13 protein-coding genes are annotated in these 17,959 nt (G+C 56.5%); 12 read left to right on the top strand and 1 reads right to left on the bottom strand.

Annotation, left to right across the window (positions count from 1 at the left end; translation table 11 throughout):
- The first annotated feature begins 273 nt into the window (after positions 1-273).
- The 7 genes from B5F80_RS04000 (at position 274) to B5F80_RS03970 (ending at position 11,043) form a co-directional block, all read left to right on the top strand.
- Positions 274-960, top strand: coding sequence for a DUF554 domain-containing protein (locus B5F80_RS04000; protein ID WP_087477531.1), 687 nt, complete (start codon positions 274-276; stop codon positions 958-960).
- Between the two features lie 41 nt (positions 961-1,001).
- Entirely contained in the window at positions 1,002-4,547 is a 3,546-nt protein-coding gene (smc, locus tag B5F80_RS03995; protein ID WP_239386301.1) for a chromosome segregation protein SMC, read from the top strand.
- A 2-nt stretch (positions 4,548-4,549) separates the two neighbouring features.
- Positions 4,550-5,494 carry a signal recognition particle-docking protein FtsY gene (gene ftsY / locus B5F80_RS03990; protein ID WP_087477529.1) on the top strand — a complete coding sequence of 315 codons (945 nt, stop codon included), beginning with the start codon at positions 4,550-4,552 and terminating at the stop codon, positions 5,492-5,494.
- A gap of 12 nt (positions 5,495-5,506) precedes the next feature.
- On the top strand, positions 5,507-5,989 hold the full coding sequence (locus B5F80_RS03985; RefSeq protein WP_087477528.1) for a YhcH/YjgK/YiaL family protein: 483 nt from the start codon (positions 5,507-5,509) through the stop codon (positions 5,987-5,989).
- Positions 5,990-6,134: 145 nt separating this feature from the next.
- Entirely contained in the window at positions 6,135-6,716 is a 582-nt protein-coding gene (locus B5F80_RS03980; protein ID WP_087477527.1) for a TetR/AcrR family transcriptional regulator, read from the top strand.
- The gene (locus B5F80_RS03975) at positions 6,713-7,879 is read left to right on the top strand and encodes an efflux RND transporter periplasmic adaptor subunit (protein ID WP_087477526.1); all 1,167 of its coding nucleotides are present in this window, start codon (positions 6,713-6,715) and stop codon (positions 7,877-7,879) included. Before B5F80_RS03980 ends, B5F80_RS03975 begins: the two co-directional genes overlap by 4 nt.
- A gap of 11 nt (positions 7,880-7,890) precedes the next feature.
- Entirely contained in the window at positions 7,891-11,043 is a 3,153-nt protein-coding gene (locus tag B5F80_RS03970) for a multidrug efflux RND transporter permease subunit (protein WP_087477525.1), read from the top strand.
- Positions 11,044-11,261: 218 nt separating this feature from the next.
- On the opposite strand, the gene nadE is transcribed toward B5F80_RS03970, so the two are convergent.
- The gene (gene nadE / locus B5F80_RS03965; RefSeq protein ID WP_087477524.1) at positions 11,262-13,163 is read right to left on the bottom strand and encodes an NAD(+) synthase; all 1,902 of its coding nucleotides are present in this window, start codon (positions 13,161-13,163) and stop codon (positions 11,262-11,264) included.
- A 208-nt stretch (positions 13,164-13,371) separates the two neighbouring features.
- Here nadE and B5F80_RS03960 point away from each other — a divergent pair, with 208 nt between their 5' ends.
- The 5 genes from B5F80_RS03960 (at position 13,372) to B5F80_RS03940 (ending at position 17,952) form a co-directional block, all read left to right on the top strand.
- Complete coding sequence (locus B5F80_RS03960) at positions 13,372-15,129, top strand: B12-binding domain-containing radical SAM protein (protein ID WP_087477523.1); 1,758 nt, start codon at positions 13,372-13,374, stop codon at positions 15,127-15,129.
- A 3-nt stretch (positions 15,130-15,132) separates the two neighbouring features.
- On the top strand, positions 15,133-16,086 hold the full coding sequence (locus B5F80_RS03955) for a TIGR01212 family radical SAM protein (protein ID WP_087477522.1): 954 nt from the start codon (positions 15,133-15,135) through the stop codon (positions 16,084-16,086).
- 77 nt (positions 16,087-16,163) lie between these two features.
- Positions 16,164-17,066 carry a PhoH family protein gene (locus B5F80_RS03950; RefSeq protein ID WP_232818723.1) on the top strand — a complete coding sequence of 301 codons (903 nt, stop codon included), beginning with the start codon at positions 16,164-16,166 and terminating at the stop codon, positions 17,064-17,066.
- A 14-nt stretch (positions 17,067-17,080) separates the two neighbouring features.
- Positions 17,081-17,554, top strand: a complete 474-nt coding sequence (gene ybeY / locus B5F80_RS03945; protein WP_087477520.1) for an rRNA maturation RNase YbeY — start codon at positions 17,081-17,083, stop codon at positions 17,552-17,554.
- Positions 17,554-17,952: a cytidine deaminase gene (locus B5F80_RS03940; protein WP_087477519.1), complete on the top strand. Its 399-nt coding sequence runs from the start codon at positions 17,554-17,556 to the stop codon at positions 17,950-17,952. The genes ybeY and B5F80_RS03940 overlap by 1 nt, the downstream gene beginning before the upstream one ends.
- The last annotated feature ends 7 nt before the right edge of the window (positions 17,953-17,959 follow it).

Raw genomic sequence — 17,959 nt, 5'->3', positions numbered from 1 at the left:
ACTTTCGAATCCAAATTCTAATATAATCATAAATATCTATCAAGTCAAGGGAAAGGGGCAGATTTTAAACGAAATGAACTGTAAATTTAGGGTAAACGGGGAAATGGAAGAGGCTGGCCGTCCGCCGCGGCGAAGGCAGAGAATAGACTACACGAACAAGAGAGAATTTGTTATAATGAGTAAGTATATCTTTTTGCAAGACGCGCCGCGAGGCGAAGGAATTCGAAAGATACGTACAGAGAAGCTGCGGAAGCAGCAAAAGGGGGATATATTGTGATTGCTGTAATTATCAACGGGGCAGCGACCGCTTTGGGCGCCGTGCTGGGCGTCATATTGAAGAAGGGCGTGCCGGAGCACGTATCGAAGGCCGTCTTTTCGGCCATCGGTCTGTGCCTGGCCGTCATGGCGATTCAGGGCGCCATTCAAACGGAAAACATACTGCTCATGGTGTTGTCCATCGCCATCGGCGTGGCCGTTGGGACGGTGTTGGCTATCGAAGACCGGATGCAGTCCTTCGGCCTTTGGCTGCGGAACCGCATGAAAGCCGGCGGCGATTCGAACTTTGTCGAGGCCTTCGTCACCTTGTCGGTCATGCAGGTCGTCGGCGCGATGGCTATTTTAGGGCCTATTCAGGCAGCTCTTTTAGGAGATACGACGCTCTTATATTTGAAATCTACCATTGACGGCATATCGGCCTTTATTTTCGGAGCGTTGTATGGAGTGGGCGCCGTGCCGGTAGGCATCGTCATCATCGTATACGAGCTGGCCGTGTATGCCGCGGCGTCCCTGCTGTCGCCCCTCATGACGCCCGATGTCATCCGCGAGCTCAGCGCCGTAGGCAACGTCATGATCCTGGCTATCGCCTTGAACATGATGGGCTTGACGAAGCTCAAGGTGGCCGATTATACGCTGGGTATGGTTGTTCCTATCATATATTATAACCTTATTGTATTGTTTTAAGAAAACTGCCGCGAGGAAAGAGGAACGGTCCATTGCGATTAGTGAAAATGGAGCTGCGGGGATTTAAATCCTTCGCAGACAAAACGACACTGGTATTTGACAAAGGCATAACAGCGATTGTCGGGCCGAACGGAAGCGGCAAGAGCAATATTTCCGACGCCGTCCGCTGGGTCATGGGCGAGCAAAACGTGCGCCAGCTCCGCGGGCAGAAGGCGGAAGACGTCATTTTTGCTGGCACGGAAAGGCGGCGGCCCCAGGGGGCGGCGGAGGTGTCGCTGTATTTTGACAACAGCGACGGCACGCTGGACGTAGACTTTGCAGAAGTCGTCGTGACGCGGCGTCTGTTCCGATCCGGCGACAGCGAGTATTACATCAACAAGCGTCCCTGCCGGATGAAGGACATTCACATGCTCTTTGCCGATACGGGCATCGGGCAAGATTCTATGGCCGTCATCGGGCAGAACCGTGTTGACCGCATCCTGAACAGCAAGCCCGAAGACCGGCGCATTATCTTTGAAGAGGCGGCCGGTATCAGCCGCTATAAGGGCCGCAAGCAGGAAGGCCTGCGGAAAATCGCCGAGACGGAGCGAAATGTCGAGCGTATCCGCGACATGATGGCCATGCTGGAAGACCGCCTGGGGCCCATGAAGGAACAGGCCGAAACCTTGCGGACCTTCCGCGAATTAGACGCAGAGCGCATATCCTACGAAGGGACGCTGACCCTGCAGGAACTGCGCAACTGCGAACGGCTGCTGGAAAAGGCGGAAAACAACCGCCTGGCCGTGCTGACGGAACGGCAGGACGTCGTGAAGGCGTTGGCCGAAGCCGAAGAGAAGCGCAGTACCCTGATGGCCGCTATGGAGCGGGAAGGGGAGACGATGCGGCGACTCGACAGCGAAGCCCGACAGGTCCATACTGAACTGGACGGCATGAAAAGCCGCCGCGAAGCTTTCGTCCAGCGCAAGGAAGCGCTGAAGGAAAGGGGCACGGAGCTGGATCGGGAAGAACGGGACTGGCAGAAAAAGAAGGAAGACGCTGCTAAGCGCGGCCTGGAGCTGCAGGAATTGTCGGCTCAGAAGACGGCGGAGCTGGCTGCGGCCAGGAAAGGCCTGGCCCTGACGCAGGCCCTGTTCGGCAAGGCGGAAGAGCAGGCCCGTCAGGCTGCGGCTGAGCTGGAAAAGGTAACTGCGTCTAATTCGGACCGCCAGCAGAAGCTGTTTGTCCTGCGGCGCGATGCAGAAGAACTGCGGCGGCGCCTGCAGGAAAATGGAGAACGCTGCGATGAGCTGCAGCGGGCCGTAGGGGCGCAGCAGGCGGCGCGGAAAGAAGCCGAGCGGCGCTGCGGCGACGCGGCGGCGCAGGAAGAAGCCCTGCGGCAAGAAGCGTCAGCGGCTGAAGGGGCTGCAGCGTCCAGCCGCAGCCAATGGGAAGAAGCTGCGCAGGCGCTGCAGCGCATAGAAGATACGTACCGCCGCCAGCGAGGTCAGGAAGACGCGCTGGCTCAGCGCATCCGCGTGCTGGAAAGTATGGAGCAGGAGCACGAAGGGGCAGGCCGTCCGGCTAAGGCCGTTTTGGACGCCAAGACAGGCTGGAGACGCCAGGTGTGCGGCCTCGTCGGAGAACTGTGCCGCATACCGCCGGCCTACGCCGCGGCGCTGGACGTCGCCTTAGGCGCGGCGTCCCGGTACATCGTGACAGAAGACGAACAGACGGCGAAGGCGGCCATTGCCTATTTAAAAGACCGCCGAGCCGGCCGGACGACATTTTTGCCCCTCGATACGGTGAAGGAACGCCGGCGGACCCGTGACGAAGAAGCGGCAGCCCAGGAGCCGGGCATCATCGGATTTGCCAGCGATATTTTGACCTATGACGCGGCCTATGCCGGTATTTTTGCGTCGCTTTTGGGAAAGACCCTCGTCGCCGATTCGGTAGACGCCGGTTCCCGGACGGCGCGGAAATATGGATACAGGCTGCGCATCGTCTGCCTGGACGGCACACAGTTCAACGCTGGCGGTTCTTTGACCGGCGGCAGCCTGAAGGCCAAGGAAGGCTCCCTGATCAGCCGGCGGGCTTTGCTGGAAGACTTAAAGGAACAGGCCGTCCAGCTTCGGGCGGCCAAGGAACGGACGGCTGCCCAAGGGCGCGAGACGCGCTGCAAAGCAGACGAGCTGAAACGAGCCCTTGACGAACAAGACGAGCGGAGCCGCGCGCTGCAGGTAGAGCTGCAGAAGCGGCAGTGGCAGGCTGCGTCGGCTCGTCAGGAAGCGGAGAAAGCGCGGAAAGAACTGCAGCGCCTCGACGGGCAGGCAGAGCAGCTGCAGCAGGTGCGGGCTGATATGCAGGCCGAGCTGGTGCGGCAGGAAGAGGCGTTGGCCATCCTGGAACAGACGCCGGCAGAAAATACGCAGGAATTGGAAGCGGCGCGGACGGCGGCCTTGCAGGAAGCGGAGGAATGCCGTCAAACCCTTACGGAGCGGCAGATTGCCGTGGCGACGCTGGAAGAACAGGTACGCCAGGCGGGAGAGCAGCTGCGCCGGCACTGCGAAGAAACGGCGCAGCATGGCCGCGACGGCGAAGGGCTGTCCGACCGGCGGCGCGAATGGCAGGCCCGCTTGACGGAAACGGAAACGCTGCTGCAGGAATTGACGGAAAAGGTTGCCTTGAAAGAACGGGAAACGCAGCAGAAGGATGCGGAAAAAGAAGGATTTTACCGCGACAGGGAAGAAAACTTCCGGCAAAGCCAGACGCTGGAGCAAGCCCTGACGGAGCTGCGGGAACGGGAACGGCTGTGCAGCGAGCGCCTCAGCGCCGCCAACGTGCAGCTGGAAAAATACAGCGGCGACATACGCCGCGGCGAAGAACTGCTGGCCCTGCAGGGCCTGACGCGGCAGGAAGCGATGGAACGGCGGCGCGACGGCTCGCTGAAAGAGCTCCACGACCGCGTGGCCGACTTGAAGCGGCGCATTGCTGAGCTGGGGCAGATCAACGGCAACGCTGAGGAAGAATACCGGGCGGCACTGGCGCAGCAGGAATTTTACCAGAAGCAATGCGCCGATTTGCAGGAATCGAGGGCCAAGCTGGAAGACATCGTCGCCGAAATCGACGACGCTATGACGGCCCAGTTCCGTCAGGCTCTCGGCGAGATCGGCGGCCATTTTCAGCAGATTTTCAGCCGCCTCTTCGGCGGCGGCCAGGCTAAGGCCGTGCTGACGGACGAGCAGGACGTGCTGAACGCCGGCATCGAGATCATGATTCAGCCGCCGGGAAAGAAAAAGCAGCAGCTGTCCTTGTTGTCCGGCGGCGAACGGGCTCTGACGGTCATCGCCCTGCTCCTAGCCTTCCTGGCTTATCATCCGGCGCCGTTCTGCCTCGTCGACGAAGTAGACGCGGCCCTGGACGAGGCCAACGTCGAGCGCATGGCCCGCTATTTGAAAAATTACAGCGGCGCGACGCAGTTCATCGTCATTACGCACCGCCGCAAGACGATGGAAGCTGCCAATACGCTGCAGGGCGTGACGATGGAAGAACGGGGTGTATCCCGGCTATTAACTGTTAAAGTAGACGAACTCTTAGAGAAAGGAACGTAATCATGGGCTTTTTTTCAAAATTGCGCAAAGGTCTGGAAAAGACGAAGAAATCATTTATTCAGAATATTGAAACGGTCGTCCGCGGCTACGCCAAGATCGACGACGAAATGTACGAGGATTTGGAAGCGGTCATGCTGACCAGCGATATCGGTGTCGAAACGACGGATTACCTGCTGGGTAAAATCAGAGAAGGCGTCAAATCGAAAGAGATTCGCGACGGAAACGACGTCGTTCCTTATTTGGAAAAATGCGTTGTCGAGCTGTTGGAGGAAAACGCCGAGCCCATGCCGGACCGGACGGGGACGACGGAGGTCATCTTCATCGTCGGCGTCAACGGCGTCGGCAAGACGACGACTATCGGCAAGCTGGCCAAGTATTACACCCAGCAGGGGAAAAAGGTCATGCTGGCCGCCGGCGATACGTTCCGCGCCGCTGCATCGGAGCAGCTGACGATTTGGGCCGAACGGAACGACGTGCCTATCGTAAAGCATCAGGAAGGGGCCGACGCGGCGGCCGTCGTGTTCGACGCTACGGCTTCGGCTAAGGCCAGGGGCATCGACGTACTCCTCGTCGATACGGCCGGACGGCTTCACACGAAATCAAACCTCATGGAAGAGCTGCGGAAGATGGCCCGCGTGGCCGGCCGCAACATCGACGGCGCGCCTCATGAAACGCTGCTGGTCCTCGACGCGACGACGGGACAGAACGCCGTCAGCCAGGCCAAGCTGTTCGGCGATGTCGTGCCCCTGACGGGCGTCGTGCTGACCAAGCTCGACGGCACGGCCAAGGGCGGCATTATCTTGTCTATCAAGCGGGAATTGGGCGTGCCTGTCCGCTGGGTCGGCGTCGGCGAAGGTGCTGACGACCTGCGGCCCTTCGACGCGGCTCAATTTGCCGATGCGCTGTTCGATAAAAACGTAACGCAGCGGGAACAGGAAGAAGACTAGGAGGGACGAGCTATGTACGTAGGTAACTTAAAGCAGTGGGAAAAAGAAATTCCGTATGTGCCGGCGGGTTTAGCCCGGTGGATAGAAAAGCTGGCGTCATACGATTTGGCTTCGCTGGCACCGGGCCGTCACGACTTGGGCGACGGCAACTACATGAACGTCGACGTCGGCGAAACCCATCCGGCGGCGGAGCGGACGATGGAAGCCCATCGCGAGTACATCGACATCCAGACGGTCATTGAAGGAGACGAAATCATCGGTTATCAGCCCATTCGCAACGCCGGCGCCGTCGTGGAAGACCGCTCGGCGTCCGATGCCTGGTTTTATAATCCCCGCATTGGCGAAGATACGGTAATTCGCATGGTCCCGGGAACCTTCGCCGTCTTTACGCCTGCCGACGGCCATCGCTGCCTCTGCGCTCCCGACGGAGAGGGGAAACCGATTAAAAAGGCCATCATGAAAATACGCATTGCGTCTTTGGGAAAGACATACTAACGGATGGCCGTCGGAAACTTAAAAAGAAATAAAAGTTTTCATCACCCAGATAATTTCTATTGACTAATAAGATAGAGTATATTAAACTATAAATTGGTACTGAGTTTTCATTTTTAGTTTACTACACTACATAGGATGTGTTGAAATGGCGGCAGATATTCGAGAAAAGATCATTGCCGAAGCTTTGCATGAAATCAACCGCCGCGGTGCGGATTTTCATATGGATGATTTGGCTCGAAACCTTCGCATCAGCAAGCGCACGCTGTACGAGCATTTTTCATCGAAGCAGGAAATTATTGAGAAATCGATGCTTTCTTTAATCGACGACATACATGAACAGCATGTGGCCCTGCTGGCGAATACGGAGATGACGACGGAAGAAAAAATCATAAACTTCTTCAACGTAAAGACGCATTATATCTCTGTCCTTTCCGTTCGCAAGACCGATGAAATCCTGCGCAAGATGCCCGAGGTCTGCGCCGCGCTGGAAGAACGGCGCCGCATGGATTGGGCGCTGCTGAGCCAGTTGTTCGAACAAGCGCAGCAGGAAGATTCCTTTAAGGAAGTCGATAAGTTTCTTCTGATTCACATGCTGCACAGCGCTTCCGATGATATATTGGAATACTTCGACGAGTCGGAACATGAATCTTCTTTTTCCGAATATATGGAAAAATGTATCCGTGTAATTTTATACGGAATAAAAAGACAGGAGGCAAGTAACGAATGATACACAAACATAAGGTATTCACGATGGGCGTGACGGTGCTGACTGTCGCGTCGTTATTGGCAGGGTGCGGCTCTCAGGAGGCCGGGCAGAAGGCGCCTGTCGCCGTCAATACGTATAAGGTAACGGCGGAAGACACGCCTGTGCGGGCCGAGTACAGCGGCACGGTCATTGCGACGGATAAGGTTCCTGTACGCGCTAAGATTTCCGGCCGCGTCGTTGAAAAATACGTGCAGGGCGGCCAGCAGGTCACGGCGGGGCAGCCTTTATTCCGTATCGACAGCCGCGAATACGATGCGGCTTTGGAAAACGCCAAGGCCAACCGGGCTCAGGCTGCGGCCAATCTGGCCAATCAGCAGCTCAACCTGCGCCGGTATCAGCAGCTGGTCGAGCAGGACGCGATTTCCGTTCAGACACTGACGGATCAGGAAGCGGCGACGCGGCAGCAGCAGGCTGTGCTGGAAGCCAACGACGCGCTGGTGCAATCTGCTCAGGATAACGTCGACGATACGATCGTATACGCTCCGTTCAGCGGCAAGCTCAACGTCGACGACGTAGCCGTCGGCACGTACGCTACAGCCGGCCAGACCGACTTGGTGACGATTTCTACGTTAGATCCTGTGTACGTAGAATTCTCCGTCAGCGAAGCGGAATACCTGCAGATGATGAAGAAGCGGTCGGACGAACCGGGCAGCTGGGGAGACCATCTGCAGCTGCGCCTGAGCGACGGCTCTATGTACGCCTATGAAGGCCACGTCGTGCAGATTAACCACGGCATGGACGGCAATTCCGGCTCCATCATTATCAAAGCGCAGTTTGAAAATCCGCAGAACCTCCTGATTCCGGGCTTGTACGCTACCGTCGTTTCTGACACACAGGTACAGCAGCACGCCGTCATGGTTCCGCAGCGTGCCGTACAGCAGACCCTGGGCCGCTACTTCGTCTCAGTCATCGACAGCGAAGGCAAGGCGCAGAATAAGCCCGTTACGCCGGGTCAGAAGGTCGGCAAGTTCTGGATTATCAACGAAGGCATCAGCGACGGCGACCTCATCATCGTCGACGGCTACCAGAAAGCTACGGGCGGCGCGACGCTCGATCAGCACTTGCTGACAAAAGCCGAAATTGAAAGCGGCTCCGATATAGCTGTGAAAACAGAAAGTAAATAGGGGGCGAGAGAGTGATATCAAAATTCTTTATTGACAGGCCGATCTTCGCCATCGTCATATCGTTGATCATATCGATTGCTGGTCTCTTGGCGATGATGTCCCTGCCTGTCGCAAAATATCCGAACGTTACGCCTCCGCAGGTCAGCGTGTCCGCGACCTATACAGGCGCTAACGCCGAAGTTATCAGTGATACCGTCGCCAGCGTCATCGAACGCCAGATGATCGGCGTCGACGACATGGTAAACATGTCCAGCTCCAGTAACGACAGCGGCCGGTATTCCCTGACCGTCCAGTTCGAAACGGGCAGTAACGACGACATGGACACGGTTAATACGCAGAACCGCGTCAGCCAGGTTCAGGCGACATTGCCGCAGGAAGTTACGGCAACAGGCGTTACGGTCCAGAAATCGACGAGTTCTACGGCTATGGTTTTCGCCTTGTATTCCCCGAACGGTACTTATGACGCCACGTTCATGAAGAACTATGCAACGCAGTTCTTTATGGATGCCTTGAAATCCGTTTCCGGCGTCGGCAACGTCGAAGAATTCGGCTCTGACTACGCCATGCGTATCTGGATGGATCCGCTGAAGATGAATATCCTTCAGGTTACGCCGACGGATATTATTTCCGCTATTGAAGGCCAGAATATTCAGGCTGCCGTCGGCTCCATCGGTTCGCAGCCGACGACAAACAATCAGACGTACCAGTATACGATGCGCGCTGAAGGCCGTCTCCAGACTGCCGAACAATTCCGAGATGTCATCGTCCGTACCAATCCGGACGGAACGATGGTTCGCGTCGGCGATGTCGCCACGGTAGAATTGGGTGCAAAGGATTATAACGTGGAAGGCAACTTCAACGGCCAGCCTCAGGCCGGCTTCATGGTCAGCCTGACGTCAGACGCCAATGCTATGCAGACTGTAAGCGGCGCGCGGGAAGTATTGGAAGAAGCTAAAAAATCCTTCCCATCCGACTTGGATTACCGTATTATTTACGACAGCACGAAGTTCGTATCGGCGTCTATCAACGAAGTTATTCACACCTTTGTGGAAGCGCTGCTCCTCGTAGCGGCTATCGTATACTTGTTCCTCCAGAGCGGTCGGTCGACGCTGATCCCGCTGATCGCCGTTCCTGTATCGCTGCTCGGGACCTTTGCCTGCTTTACGATTTTAGATTTCTCCATTAATACCCTGACCTTGTTCGCCATGGTTTTGGCCATCGGCCTTCTCGTCGACGATGCCATCGTCGTTATCGAAGCTGTCGAATATGAAATCAAGTACAACAACAAGGGGCCGAGGGAAGCGACGATCATCGCCATGCAGAACGTACAGAACCCGGTTATCGGCGTTGCCTGCGTACTGGCGTCCGTATTTATCCCAGTCGGCTTCCTGAGCGGCATGAGCGGTATTTTGTACCGGCAGTTTGCCTTTACGATTGCTATTTCCGTGGCCATTTCGGCCTTCGTCGCCCTGACGCTGACGCCGGCCATGTGCGCCTCTATCCTGAAGGTTCATAAACCGACGGAAAATCCGAAAGGCATCTTTAAATTTTTCCAGCAGTTCAATCGTGCTTTTGAACGCATGACGAACTGGTACGGTATCCGTCTGGTGCACTTGAACCGGCGCATCAAGTGGAGCGTCGCTTTCCTGATTATGATTTCCGGCATTTCCGGATTCTTGTTCACCATCATTCCGACAGGCTTCGTGCCTTCGGAAGATAACGGCTTCGTCATCGTCAGCACGACCTTGCCGGAAGGCACGTCCCAGACGATTACCAAGCAGATTGCCGTCGATTTGGGCAACTGGATTGAACAGCAGCCCGGCGTTACGCAGTCCATGAATATCGTTGGCTACAACATGCTGGCCGGCGGCGCTAAGACGAATGGTGCGACGGCTTTCGTCGGCATGGAAGACTGGGATCAGCGTAAAGATCCGAGCATGTCCGTCGACGCGCTGGTAGGCAAGATCATGGCGCACGGCGCGCAGATTCCCCAGGCTTCGGTCGTCGCCATCAACCCGCCGCCTATTGACGGCATGGGCATTTCTGCCGGCTTTACGCTGCACATCGAAAACCGCGGCGGCCACACGACAGACGAATTGATGGAAACGGCCAATAAGTTCATCGCCGAAGCGGCGAAACGGCCGGAAATCGGTTCCGTCTATACGGCCTTTTCCAACGATACGCCGGGGTATTACCTCGACGTAGACCGCGACATGGTTGCCAGAGAAGGCGTATCCATGAGCTCTGTATACCAGACATTGCAGTCTTTCTACGGCTCGTACCAGATCAATGACTTCACTATTTTCGGACGTAACTTTAAGGTCGTCATCCAGGCGGCTCCGCAGTTCCGCGAAACCGTCGACGGCAACAAGAACCTCTACGTCCGCAATTCCAATAACGAGCTCATTTCCGTGGCCAACTTCGTACGGCCCCGTCCGATTGGCTCGGCTTCTATTATCACTCGTTTCAACGACTATCCGGCCATTAAGATCATGGGCGCTCCGGCTGCCGGCCAGAGCTCCGGCGATGCGCTGAAAGCCCTGCAGGAAGTCGCCGCCGATACGCTCGGCGAAGGCTACACCTATGAATGGGCCGACATGAGCCGTGAAGAAGTCGAAGCCGGCAACAAGACGATTTACGTCTTCGGTCTGGCTATCCTCTTCGTATTCCTCGTATTGGCAGCCTTGTACGAAAGCTGGAAGGTACCTTTCGCCGTACTGTTCAGCGTGCCGGCCGGCTTGTTCGGCGCGACGCTGTTCACGTACATCTTCGACCAGACGAACAACATTTACTTCCAGATCGGTATTCTCGCCGTTATCGGTTTGGCGGCTAAAAACGCCATCCTGATTATCGAATACGCTAAAGTCCGTGTCGATGAACGCGGCATGGATCCCGTATCGGCAGCGATTGAAGCGGCGAAGATTCGTCTCCGTCCTATCGTCATGACGTCCCTGGCCTTCGTCGTAGGCTCTATCCCGTTGGCTCTTGCTACGGGCGCCGGCGCGGCATCCCGTGTCACCATGGGTATCGTCGTCGTCTTCGGTACGTCTATGGCGACGATTCTGGGCGTATTCCTCATTCCGATGCTGTTTATCCTCGTTGAAAAAATCGGCCATCAGCCGGTGAAGAAGAAACAGACCATCGGCAGATTAGGTGATATGTAAGAGTATTGTATCTGCAGCTTCCCTTTTGACTGGAAGGGCGATACTGGATTTACGTTTTTGGCTCAGCGGTGCTGCCTTGTGCAGCACCGTTGGCTGAAAGCGCAGAAAAGGAGTTCTCGTGGGTATGTTCCCGTGAGAACTCCTTTTCTGTATGCTCAATACGGTGTACGACAAAAAGCCGCATCGCTGCGATGCGGCTGTATGCGTCGTATATGCAGTTATCTGCCTTGCAGCAGTTTTTCTTTTAATTCCAAATAGCGCGTCGTATAATACGGCTTGAGCTGCGATTCCCGCAGGTCGTTGCCGAAGGAACGGCGGCTGACGGATAAGATTGGCGGGCATTGAATGCGCTTGGCGACGGCAAAGCCGGCGATGAGGCGCCACCATTTTTCCAAGTCGGCGATGAAGGACGCCGCGTCGGGAAAGAGGTCGCGCACCTTGATGGGGCAGCCGATGTGTTCTTCCAGCGTGCCGTCGGCATACCATTGGAGAATCGACTCCGGCGTCGCCCGCTGCCACCGTTCGATGAAGGCGGCGAAGAGGTAGTCGTGATAGGGATACACCAGGGGGTCGCCCTGGCCTTTGGTGATGTCCTGATTGGAAGACAGCTCGGCGCTGGGGACGATGTCGATAGAGCCGCGGGGAATGACTTCCCGTTTGAACACTTCGTCGTTCAAGTACCGGGCCAGGTCGTAGACCTGATGCTTCCACAAATCGGCCGTCGCGGCCAGGAAGCCGGCGCTGTCGCCGTACAGCGTAGCGTATCCGACAGACGATTCGGCCTTGTTGGCGTTGCAGGTGAAGACGCCGCCGAAAGCGGCTGCCGCTGCGGCCAGAATACGGCTGGAACGGTCCCGGGCCTGGATGTTTTCTTCAATGAAGCTGGTCATCTCCAGACGGCCTGCTTCGACGTCGTTTTTATATAATACGGCGTCGCTGAATTGGCGGCGCGTCAATTCCAGGCTGTCCTGTACGGGAATGACCGTATACAGGCAGCCCAGGTTATCGGCTAACTCCTTAGCCAGGCCCTTGGTCATTTCCGAGTTGTAGCAGCTGGGCATGTTGACTAAGAGGATGTGTTCCGGCGGAAGGACTGTGGCGTATAAGGCGGCGTTGACGGCCGAGTCGATGCCGCCCGATACGCCGATGACGACGTGATCCAGGCCGAGGGAGCCCATAAAGGATTTCAGGCCGTAATGCAGGCTGGCGTAGATGTCGGCCGTGCTGCCGCGCTGTTCGTTGACGTGGACCGGCGACGTGAAGACGTGGTTCTGCTCGTCGTATTCGACGATGGCCAGCTCTTCGCCGAAGGCGGCGCATTCGTAGTGAAGGCGGCCGTCCTTGTCGTAGGCGCTGCTGGAACCGTCGAAGGTGTAGACATTTTTGCCGTTGTTCTGGATGCCCGTGCAGTTGACGTATACGGCGGGCTTGCCGATTTCGCCGATGGCCTTGCCGAACAGGCGGTGACGCCGCTCCGTCTTGCCCTGCGTAAAGGGAGAGCTGGAAATGTTGACGAACAGGTCGATATCGTACGTATTGCCTAAGTACGACATGGGCTTGAAGGGATAGTTGTCGTCCCAGCTGTCTTCGCAGATGAGCGGGCCTACGCAGAGCTTCCGTCCGTCGGCGAAGGCGATGTGGACGGGCGACAAAAAGTCTTCCGGAAAGGCGCGCCGCTCCTGGGCCACTTCCATGAGGGATGTGAAATAGCGGATGTCGCTGAACTCCCGGTAGTTGGGAAGGAGCGTCTTGATGTAAAACGGATAGGGCGACCGTTCCGGCGACAGGAGCTTGCCGTCGCTGGCGATGAACATGGCGTTGTACTTGCGGGTCCGGCCGTCTAAGTTGACCCGGCCCGGTTCCTTGGCTACGTTGCCGTAGACGACGGTAATTCCTTCTGAAGCGGCCTGGATTTCTTCGCCGAAGCGGACGCAGTCGTCGATGAAGTCGGGCTGATCCCAGACGTCGCCGATAAAATAGCCCGGAATCGAAAGTTCCGGGAAGATAATCATGTCGCAGCCCTGCTGCTTAGCCTTGGAGATGGCTTTTTTCATGGCGGCGGTATTGAAGCGCGGGTCGCCGGCATGTATATCAAGCTGGGCGAGAGCAATTTTCAGCATAGATATGCCTCCCTGATAAATAATTTCATACCTATTATTATACTCCATAGGCGCCATTGTGAATAGAGAGGGCGGAAGATACGCCGCGTATGCCCGACAGGTCTAAGGCGACTGTGCAAAATCGCATAGCCTCATAGGGTGCGAAAAGGAGCGGCATGTAGTATAATTGTAGTGATATTACTTTCTGACTGAAGGAAAGAAGACTTACATGAACACGTTATTGACTATCTTAAACGCCAAGTTCATCCATTCCTCCCTGGCGCTGCGCTGCCTTTATACGGCGTGCCGCCGGCAGGGCGTCGCGGTGAAGACGGCGGAATATACGATCAATCAGCATGCCTATGACATTCTGCGCCGCATTTCCAAGTTCGACGCCGATATCATCGGCTTTTCCTGTTATATATGGAATATCGAAATGACCTGCCATATCATTTCCCTCATCAAGCAGGTGCGGCCGCAGACGATCGTCTTTGTCGGCGGGCCGGAAGTGTCCTATACGGCAGAGGAGATATTGCGGGACCATCCCGACATTGATTACGTACTTCAAGGTGAGGGAGAAGATATGGTGCCGGCCTTTCTGCAGGCCTTAGCGCGAGGCGAAGACGGGACGGCTGTACCGGGCGTTATGGGACGAGTCGGAGGCCAGATTCAGGGCAGTGATGCCTATCAGGAAGTGGCCGAGCTGGACCGTCTGCCCTTTCCCTATGAGGGGCAGGATTTTTCCCTGCTCGACCATAAGATCATGTATTACGAAAGCTCCCGCGGCTGCCCGTTTCACTGCCAATACTGCCTGTCGGGCATGAACGACGCCGTCCGCTTCCGCTCCGTGCCCCTCGTGCTGCAGGAGCTGGAACAGTTCGTCGCAGCCGGCGTGCATCAGGTCAAATTCGTCGACAGGACCTTCAACTGCAATCCGGCCCACTACCGGCCGCTGCTGCGCTATATGATTGGCGTGATCGAAGATATCAACTTCCATTTGGAAATCGAGCCGGGCCTGCTCATGGACGAAGACCTGGAGCTGCTGGCAGCGGCTCCTAAAGGGCGCATCCAGCTGGAGATGGGCATTCAGTCGACCCACGAGCCGACGCTGCAGGCTATTCGGCGGCACAACGACTGGCCGCGCATCGAGCATATTATGGAACGGCTCTTGGCATGCGGAAACATCCACCTGCATCTGGATTTGATTGTCGGTCTTCCTTATGAGGATTTCAGCCGCCTGCGCCAGTCGTTTAACGATATATACGCTCTCAGGCCCCACAAGCTGCAGATTGGTTTTTTGAAGCTCCTCAAGGGCTCGGGCATCCGCCGCGATTACGGCGGCGACTACCGCTATGACCCGCAGGGGCCTTACGAAGTGCTGGAAACGACGTGGCTGCCTTATGAACGGGTGCGGTACATGAAGGTCTTTGAGGACGTTTTTGAACGAACCTATAATTCGGGAAAATTTACCTGCCTTTTGTCCTATGTATCCCGAATCTACGCCCGGGATTATTTTGCCTTGTACGAAGGCCTGACCGATGAATGGCTGGCCCTGGGGTACGACGAGCAGGCCCTGTCGGACGAGGGGCTCTGCCAGTTCTTGTGGCATTGCTGCCGGGACAGGCTGGGCCTGACGGAAGAGCAGCAGGCTGTCGCGGCGGACTTGCTGGCCCTGGATATGCAGGTATGCTTCCAGTTCCGCTATCATGCCGGCTTTTTGGGCTGGCAGGAAGCCCCTCGCGAAGAGACGGACGCCATGTTCCGCGACGAGGAATGGCTGCGCCAGTATGTGCCCGATTACGTTTTCACGAGCTGGCGCGACGTCAAGATGCGCTGCCGCATCTGGCCCGTCGGTAGGGATACGCTGGACGAGCTGCGGCGCTATACGGCCGTTCCCGAAGGAGGAGCCTATGTTCTGGCAGAAAAACGAAAGGGCGGCGTATCGTGGCAGGTCGTGCCGCCTAAACACAGTACAGGGGAATTATAAGATATGAACGAACGATATAATGTATATTCGACGTATTTGAAAGAACGGTACGGCGAAAAGGTATATAAGCTGCCCATCAGCATTCCCGATACGTGCCCGAACCGCGACGGCACGCTGGGCACGCGAGGCTGCGCCTTCTGCGGCTCCATCGGCGCAGGGTATGAAAACCTGCCGGCCGACATGACCATACAGCGGCAGATAGAGGCCAATATCGCCCATATCCAGCCTAAGTATAAGGCCAATAAATTCATCGCCTATTTCCAAAATTTCACCAATACCTATATCCGGCCCGACGTGTTCCGCCAATACCTCATCGAAGCCTGCCGGCCCGACATCGTCGGCATCGCCGTCGCGACGCGGCCGGACTGCGTCAATACGACGTATTTTGATATTATGGCGGAAATCAAGGAGACCTACGGCGTAGATATTCTCGTCGAGTTCGGCTTGCAGACGGTCAACTACAAGACGCTGCAGAAAATCAACCGGGGCCACACGCTGGCCGAATACATCGACGCCATGATGATGATACAGGCCTATCCCTTCCGCAACTGCACCCACGTCATATTGGACTTGCCCTGGGATACGATGGAAGACGTCGTCGAGACGGCCAAGATTATTTCCGCCCTGCCGACGCACGAAATCAAGCTCCACGCCCTGTACATCATCAAGAATACCGTCATGGCCGACTGGTACAAGGCCGGGGAGATACAGCTTATTTCCGCCGAGGAATACGTAGATCGCGTCGTGACCTTTTTGGAATACACGCGGCCGGACATCGTGTTCCAGCGGCTCATCGGCCGGGCGCCGAAGGAGGCGACGGAATTTGCCAACTGGGGCATGGGCTGGTGGAAAATCCGCGATATGATCGACGCTGAGCTCGCGCGGCGCGACACCCGTCAAGGAGCGAAATGCACGTACCTTCACGGAAAAGCCGTGCGGAAATTTACAGATTACTAACAAAGGGGACATGACCATTGCCTATGGAAAAACGATTTATCTTTTCGGACTTGTCCGAGGCCAAAGCCGTGCTGGGCATGAAGGACGAATTTTTAAAGACCATACAGAAGGAATTTCCTGACTGCCGCATTGCCTCCCGCGGCGACGAAGTGATTATCGTCGGCGGCGAGCCCGGCGTCAGCCAGGTGGAGACGGTGCTGCGCACGCTGCGGTACCTGTACCGGGAAAATACATACATGACGACGCAGCACGTGCGCTACTCGTCGTCGCTGATCAAGCAGGGAAAGGAAGACCTGCTCCAGTCTATTTACGGCGACACGGTCAGCATTTCGGCCCGGGGACGGCTCATCAAGCCCAAGACGGCGGGACAGAAGCAGTACGTCGATTCCATACGGAAAAATCTCGTGACCTTCGGCATCGGCCCGGCCGGCACGGGCAAGACCTACCTGGCCGTAGCCTTGGCGTCGTATTATTTGAAGAACCGCGAAGTAGAGCGGATTATCCTGACCCGCCCGGCCGTAGAAGCCGGCGAAAAGCTGGGCTTTCTGCCCGGTGATTTGCAGGAGAAGATCGACCCGTACCTGCGGCCCCTTTACGATGCCCTGGCCGATATGTTCGGTTACGACCAGTTCCAGAAAATGGTGACCCGCAATATCATCGAGGTAGCGCCGCTGGCTTACATGCGCGGCCGGACGCTGGAGGAATCGTTTATCATCCTCGACGAAGCGCAGAATACGACGAAGGAGCAGATGAAGATGTTCCTGACCCGTATGGGCAACCATTCCCGCGTCGTCGTCAACGGCGACGTCACGCAGATAGACTTAGTAGACCGCAAAATGTCCGGCCTCATCGAAGCCCAGAAGGTTCTGCAGAACGTCCGCGGACTGGGCATGGTGTACTTTACCGACGAAGACGTCGTCCGTCACGACATGGTCGGGCGGATCATACGGGCATATGAAGATTTCTATAAAAAAGAATAGAAAGGTGGACCAGTATGAATATCAACATCAACTACGAAGACCCGTCGTTCCAGAACGACACGTACGAACAGGTAATCGAGCAGGTATGCCAGGAAGCGGCACTCGTGTACGGCTTGGGGCCTAACGCAGAAATCAGCGTTCTCTTGTGCCACAACGAATACATCCACGAGCTGAACAAGCAGTACCGCCAGATTGACCGTCCTACAGACGTCCTGTCCTTTGCCCTGAACGAAGGGGAAGACGACGGCTACGACGGCCCCGACGCGGCCCTTTTGGGCGACATCGTCATTTCCCTGGAAAAGGTGCAGGAGCAGGCCGAAGAATACGGCCATTCCTTCGAACGGGAGCTGGCCTATTTGACGATTCACGGCATGCTGCACATCCTCGGCTACGACCACATGGAGCCTGACGACAAAGCGGAAATGCGCAAGGAAGAGGAATTTATCCTCCACCGCCTGGGTTACGTCCGTCAGGGAGAAGAATTATAATGGACGGGGAAACCGTCCGCCTGCTCATCGAAGCGGCGAAAAAGGCCAGGGAAAGGGCTTATGCCCCGTACTCCCAGTTTTACGTCGGCGCGGCGGCTCTGGGAGAAGACGGCGTTATATATGCGGGCTGCAACGTAGAAAACAGCTCGTACGGCTTGTCGTGCTGCGCCGAGCGGAACGCCATATTCCGCGGCGTCGCCGCCGGCTGCCGGAAGTTTGAAGCCGTTGCCATTGTCGGCAACGCTGATGATACGATGCCCTGCGGCGCGTGCCGGCAGGTCATGGCCGAATTCGGCGTGTCTTACGTCGTCGCGACCTGCGCCGACGGCGCCTACCGGGTACTGGCCCTTGAGGATTTGCTGCCCTTTGCCTTTACACTACAGGAAGAAACGGAATAAGGAGTAT

Source organism: Megasphaera sp. An286 (genome assembly GCF_002163455.1).
GTDB classification, from domain to species: domain Bacteria; phylum Bacillota; class Negativicutes; order Veillonellales; family Megasphaeraceae; genus Megasphaera; species Megasphaera stantonii.
This window is presented reverse-complemented; position numbering and strand designations above follow the sequence as displayed.